The sequence below is a fragment of the Acetivibrio sp. genome (assembly GCF_035371925.1).
In the GTDB taxonomy this organism is placed as follows: Bacteria; Bacillota; Clostridia; order Acetivibrionales; family Acetivibrionaceae; genus Hungateiclostridium.
Genome location: NZ_DAORXT010000124.1, coordinates 1 through 6,705, shown reverse-complemented (window position 1 = coordinate 6,705; position 6,705 = coordinate 1). Strand labels below are relative to the sequence as shown.

Annotated in this window: 3 protein-coding genes; all 3 read right to left on the bottom strand. The window is 39.5% G+C overall.

Going from position 1 to position 6,705, the window contains the following annotated elements:
- Positions 1 to 120 precede the first annotated feature (120 nt).
- Positions 121 to 2,388: a glycoside hydrolase family 3 C-terminal domain-containing protein gene (locus tag PLH43_RS12575; RefSeq protein WP_324363647.1), complete on the bottom strand. Its 2,268-nt coding sequence runs from the start codon at positions 2,386 to 2,388 to the stop codon at positions 121 to 123.
- A gap of 88 nt (positions 2,389 to 2,476) precedes the next feature.
- A complete protein-coding gene (locus PLH43_RS12570; protein WP_324363645.1) occupies positions 2,477 to 5,620 on the bottom strand; it encodes a cellulose binding domain-containing protein in 3,144 nt (1,047 codons plus the stop codon).
- A 110-nt stretch (positions 5,621 to 5,730) separates the two neighbouring features.
- Positions 5,731 to 6,510, bottom strand: coding sequence for a copper amine oxidase N-terminal domain-containing protein (locus PLH43_RS12565; protein ID WP_324363643.1), 780 nt, complete (start codon positions 6,508 to 6,510; stop codon positions 5,731 to 5,733).
- Positions 6,511 to 6,705: the final 195 nt, after the last annotated feature.

Sequence of the window (6,705 nt, the reverse complement as noted above, 5' to 3'; positions counted from 1 at the left end):
CTTGCCAAGAAGGAGTCTTTTCATTCTCTTATACACAAAATTTTCAACATTCTCAAACAAAAGGGCAATGCAAGCTGTCTTTTACACAACCCACATTACCCTTTATTTACGCAAAACTACTCAATCTGCGCCGTTTACTTTATCAAGCAGCTCATCTAGCATCTCTTCGGTTATCCTGCCTTGAGTGGAATTAATAAGTGAACGCAAAGGCGAATTTTTTATATTTGCAACCATCATGTCGTGAGTATTATTCATATCTATTTTCATTTCATCTGCCAACCCTAATAGCATCGGACCAAAAACATTGGCAGCCGTTGAATCGGACATTATGTCTTCAATCGTTGAGTTGTTACTGAATTTCTTCCTTAGCTTCACTGTTGAATTTACCCTCACCGATTCTTTCAGAACTATATCCCTGGAGGACTTTCCGATTAATATCAAAAACTCTCCGCTCTCAACATACCAATCCCCAAGCTGGGTATTGTAATATGCGAAAGCTCTTTTATCCAGCGTAAATGTAACCGTCTTTTCTTCTCCCGGACCTAAGAAAATCTTTTCAAATCCCTTAAGCTCCTTCTCAGGTCTTCTAACGCTGCTTTTCACATCCTTTACATAGAGCTGCACTATTTCCTTTCCTGCCGTTTTGCCAACATTTTTAACCTTAACGCTGACATTAATGACGGTATTGTCCGAGATATCCTTTTTATCCACCGATATATCGCTGTATTCAAATTTGGTGTAGCTCAGTCCGTGGCCAAAAGGAAACAACGGATCAATTCCCTTTGTGTCATAATATCTGTACCCGACAAACAGCCCTTCTTTATATTCCACCCTTTCATCTTCTCCGGGAAAACTCAAATAGGACGGGTTGTGACTTAATTTTACCGGGAAGGTCTCGGCAAGTTTTCCCGACGGATTAACTTCACCAAACAATACGTCTGCCACTGCACCTCCTAATGCCTGACCTCCCAGATAAGCTTCCAGCACAGATTTTACCTTGTCAATCCACGGCATTTCAACTGGTGAGCCGTTGAGCAATACTACCGCAATATTGCTTTGAACTTTTGCCACTTCTTCTATAAGTCTGTTTTGATTTTCCGGCATACGCATGTGAGTCCTGTCAAATCCTTCAGATTCATATTCATCCGGAAGTCCTGCAAATATTACCGCAACATCAGAGTTTGCCGCCGCTTTTTTAGCCTCGTTTATCAATTTTTCATCAATCTCATCGCTATCCAGTCTGTAGCCTTCCGAATATACAATATTCGTCCCGTCACCACCCGTCTTTTTGATTTCTTCATAAATATCGTCAAATCTCGTAGGCGTAATATGCGAACTGCCTGCCCCCTGATACCTTGGTTTTTTCACAAAAGCTCCTATCAAAGCTATTGATCCGCTCTTTCTAAGAGGAAGTATGTCGTCTTCATTCTTAAGCAGCACCATTGACTCTGCTGCAACCTGTCTTGCGAGCCTGTGGTGGGCTTCTTTGTCGTAGGAGGCGTTTTCCTTTTTGTTTTCAAGGGCCATAAAAATTACTTTCAGAATTCTCTCCACAGCTCTGTCCAAAATTTTTTCAGACAATTTTCCGCTTTTTACGGCTTCAACTATTTTTTTATCCGTAATACCATAGCTAGAGGGCATTTCCAGATCAAGTCCCGCATCCAACCCTTTTACTCTGTCGTTTACCGCCCCCCAATCGGATACCACAAATCCATCGTGCATCCATTCATTCTTTAAAATGTCCGTTAAAAGATATCTGTTTTCCGAACAATACTCACCGTTAAGCTTGTTGTATGCACACATAACAGTCCATGGCCTTGCTTTTTTTACAGCATTCTCAAAGCTTGCAAAATATATTTCCCTAAGGGTTCTTTCATCCACAACAGTATCAACAGTCATTCTCCTGTATTCCTGATTGTTTGCGGCAAAATGCTTGAGGGACGTCCCAACTCCCTGGCTCTGAACTCCTTTTATATGACTTGCAGCCATCTCCGATGAAAGGTAAGGGTCCTCCGAAAAATATTCAAAATTTCTGCCACACAAAGGCGAGCGCTTTATATTTACACCAGGCCCAAGCAGTATCGAGACATTTTCGGCTTGGCATTCTTCTCCTATTGCAATACCTACTTTTTCAATCAATTCCCTGTCCCATGAACACGCCAAAGCTGCGGCAGTGGGAAAACAAGTTGCAGGAACGCTGTTGTTGATATCAAACACATCTGCATCTTCCTTCTGTTTTCTCAGTCCATGGGGGCCATCGGTCATCATTATTGACGGGATATCCAGCCTTTCAACAGGTTTGGTGCGCCAACCATCCAGTCCCGAGCATAATCCGGCCTTCTCCTCCAGGGTCATTTGCTTGATTATTTTTTTGATGTCTTTTGTCATATCTATCCTCCTTATGCTTTGCGTTTATGTGCAAAGGCTGGCTTCCGGAACCGGAAACCAACCCGTAAAATCATCTTATAATAGCATATCAGTTGATATCAATTGTCATTGTAACATTTACCGTCATTTCGTTAAAGTATTTGTCCAAAGTCTTTGAGTGTACTTTTCCTCCTGTATCCATGTATTCAAAGCTGTATATCATCTTGGAATCTTCTCTGCCAAATACTATTGTTCCCGGTTTCATGTATTTTACTTTTATCTTGAAGCTGTCAATATCAAAACTATAACCTTTACCTGTAAATGTAAGCGGAATACTATTTATCTCTCCAACAATTTTTGTCCTGGTTGTTCCTCCCGCCGTAATACTTTCCGTGCTCATCCAGTCCGGCAGGTCAATAGCCATTACTCCTTGAGGAAGAATCTCTTCAAACACCACTTTTTCAAGCACAACATCATACAGTATCTTAAAATGCATGCTTCCGAAAATTTCCAGTAGTTCCATCAAGTTATCTGCTCTGTAATAGTGTCTTCCTGTTGATTCTATCAGCTTAGACCCGCTTTCTACCGCAATTTCTTCTAAAACGGAGTCTATATCCTTGTCCGAAAAACTTATAAACATAAGATTAATACCGTCCGAAGTAATCATTTTCCCTATATCCTTTGCGTAATTCAGCGAATTGTACGCCCCATTGTCAGCCTTTATATGATCGGCTTTTCCATCTCCTGTCTTCGGATCATTCGATGTAGGGTTCATACCCGTCCATCGGTTCGGTTCAGAGCCTGCAAGGACAATTATATACTTTGATACCGAATCTTTTTTCGGCTTTTTAAGAATATGATAAGCCCTTCTCATACCGTCACCCATATTGCTCAAGCCTGAAGTTTCGGGTTTGATTTTTTCAATTTTATCCTTAAGAGTAGCCGCATTATTACCCACAGCCAAATCATACTGCTTAAAATCGTTATTGTTGGCAGAATCGGAATATTGAATAACCGTCATTTTTGTTCTGGTACCTGCAAATTTGTCTACAAAGCTCTTTGCAGTATCTTTTACCAACTTCATATAAGTGGTGCTTTGCAGATACTTCTGTTCTACAACAGTAAACTGTCCTTCCGTATGATTTACCGTAAGGCCGCTGCCGTAAAATTTAAGTTCATTTCCTGCAATAGAACCGTTAACGGTATTATTGTTACCTGTAAAAATAATTTTACCGGAGTTCGGTTTTTCAGGGCTTCCGGGAGCATAAGCTATTCCGTTTATTGTAGAATTAGGTGTCTGAAACTCTATGTTTCCGCCTATGGAATAAACATACAGCTTATCGTTTGGCCCTTGAGGAGACAAATTTTCTCCCTGTATAGTTATATCTCCGTCAGCAACAATAAATCCCTCACCAATATTACTGGTTCCTCTCAATGATATAAAAACATTTCCTTTAAAATACATGGAAGAGCTTATAACCAATGTACCCATACCCCATATTTCAAACCGATTGGCAAAGTAGTTGTAATATATGAAAATATCTTGCTGCCCCGGCATTGGATAAAAGAACATACTGGGAGGATAATCCTCGGGTCTGAAGACCATACTATTTTTAGATGCGTCAGCAATCAGTGAGTCGTGGAAATATGGCATCTCGACCGGCATAGTAATGTTTTTATATGTATTAATATTCGCATTTTTACTTGTAATATTAAAGCCGGCTGCAGAGCAAGTTTCAGTAATTTTTACCGTTTCAACATTGGATGTAAATACCCCGTTCGTATGAACACTTCCGTTAATGAAAGCATCTTTACCTTGTACAGTCAAATCAAGGTTTGAATATATTCCAAAGTCTAATGGCGTCAAAATCTCCTCCATATAGGTGTTTAACACTCCGGAGTTATCCAATACAAGCACAACTTCCTTTTCATTTTCTATTCTGCCCTCTAAAGTAATTTCCCCACTCTGAGACAATAGTATCTCAGCCTCTTTTCCAAGTTCTACATCATATTCAGAACTCATCGAAGCAGTAATACCTGCTACCATAGTATCTTCCGCCGGTATATGTGCTGATGAAGGAGAACCAATCTTCTCAATGCTTACATTATCGAAAAAAATGTCATGTGGCTGATTTTTTACTTCGCTAAGATTTCCCAGTTCAAACACAATTGCCACGTTTGTACCTGTTGAACTGTTCAACGTAAATTCACAGGTGTAAGTTTTCATTTTGGAATCAACTTTTACTATACTTCCAAAATACTCAATTAGGCTGCTCGTCGCATTCTGCAGCGATATCCTAATATTTCTGGGAATTGTCGACTTTGCCTCAAAAGTAAGCCTGTAGGTCTTGGAATTTTCCAGCTCAATTCCTGTATGCTTCAAATGAATTGTCCAAAGATTCGGTCCCACATTCTCAATAGAAACTTTGGATATTTTATTTCCTGACGGTTCAGTATGGACCAAATTGCTGGCTTTTGCGCCGGATGCGCTGTCACAATAAAAACTCCAAAATATCGTTCCTGCCTCAAAATTTCCGTTGGGAACTGACTGTCCCGACCAATCTACAGGAGTTTCGGAATTTGAAGGTGTAGGCGTAGTCTTAGAAGTCGGTGTATTTGAAGGTACGGGTATCAGACTCGTCTGCGGAGTTGGTGTAGTCAAATTAGGAGTAGAACCCGACACTGCCGGTTCCGTACCGCTGATCAAAACTCCGTCTAAATATCCCGTAACCTTGTCCCATGCTGCAAAATCAGTGTTTTTCTTGCAGAAGGAATAGTCGTTGGTCTGGGTAAAATTCTGGCTGTAGTCTTTTTGATAAGCTCTCGCTCTTACTATCGCATATGTGTTGGGAGCAAGACTGCCTGCTGCAGTGTTAAATCCTAATTCAATATATTTGTTTGCTCCCGTGCAATTGATATCTTGTATAGTATATGTAATATTGTTGTTGATTTGCATACCGTTATTATGCGCATAATCAACAAAAACTACTATCGGAGACACACCGTCATCAGTAAAATAATACCTAAGTCTAATATCTGTGAGAGGAATCTCGGAAGAACCATTATTGGTAACCTTGAAATTTAGATACATAGAACTGATAGTCTCACCGGTGTCCGAATTGTAGAATTCCACGCCTATATTCTGAGAACTCGCATAAGCACCCAAACCGCCGGCAGCGAACGATATGACTTGTATCAACATGCAAATTGCAAGAAACAACGTACTTTCTTTATATAATAATCTCCTTAGCATATTACAACTTACCTCCCTCATTTTTACGTTGAAAATTGCGAAGAAATTTTCGTCGATTGAATAACGTAGATTATATCGTTGATTATATCGTCGATCATATCAATGCAAAATCACAAATTATACTGTGAGATTTTGATTGGCTTGCCAGAGTCACTTAATGTCTTTACAACAACGGTTTTAGGCTCAAAAGAAGATGTCAGATAAACATTAGCTTCATATGAACTCATTTCACCGGCTTTGCCTGTTATTTCAGCTATACTTCTACCAAATCCACCCAAACCGTCATACAGCTCTATCATCAACACCGTATTTTCCAAATTTACCTTTCCGGATACTGTCAAAATCTTTCCATCTGCCTTGCTTTCCCATCTGTCCACAGAAAACTCCAATTCTCTATAATAAGACACCTCCCCCAAATCCCTAACCTGGTCAACATAAGAAATATGAACCGCTCTTCTTGTGCCATCCCAGGAAACATCCGCTCCTGCATTCTCACTTACAAATCTTAACGGAACAAAAGTTCTTCCATCTACTATTTCAGCTTCCGCATCAAGCTCTACTTTGTATCCGTTGACATAAGCAAATGATTTTCCTATTTCAATATAAATCTGTATAGTATCATTGGCTGCCATGATAGCACGGTTTATTCCATCCCAGCTTATTTCCACACCAAGAGCTTCGAAAATTGCCCTAAAAGGCACCATTGTCCTTCCATTTTTTATGTACGGAGCTACATCAAACTCAATTTCAACTCCATTCAAAAAAACTTTTATATCTTCCCGTGCCGAAGGATTGTCCGTAGCAGCAAACGAGAAGCTTCCTGCAAAACAAAATGCAACTAAAACGCAAAAAATCATAAGACATGAAAAAAACATACTTATTTTTTTCATAAGCATCCTCCTCCGCCTCTGAATTTGAGATTATTACATTACATTAAAACTTTAGAATCTGTCGTAAAATCTTTAGAATCTGTCTATAGCTATTGAAAGAAGAGTTAAGAAATGGAAACTTATGTAGGCTGTGTTGAAAAATTCTCTCTAAAATAATATTATAAAGTTACACTTTCCCTTATATAATAATTATAT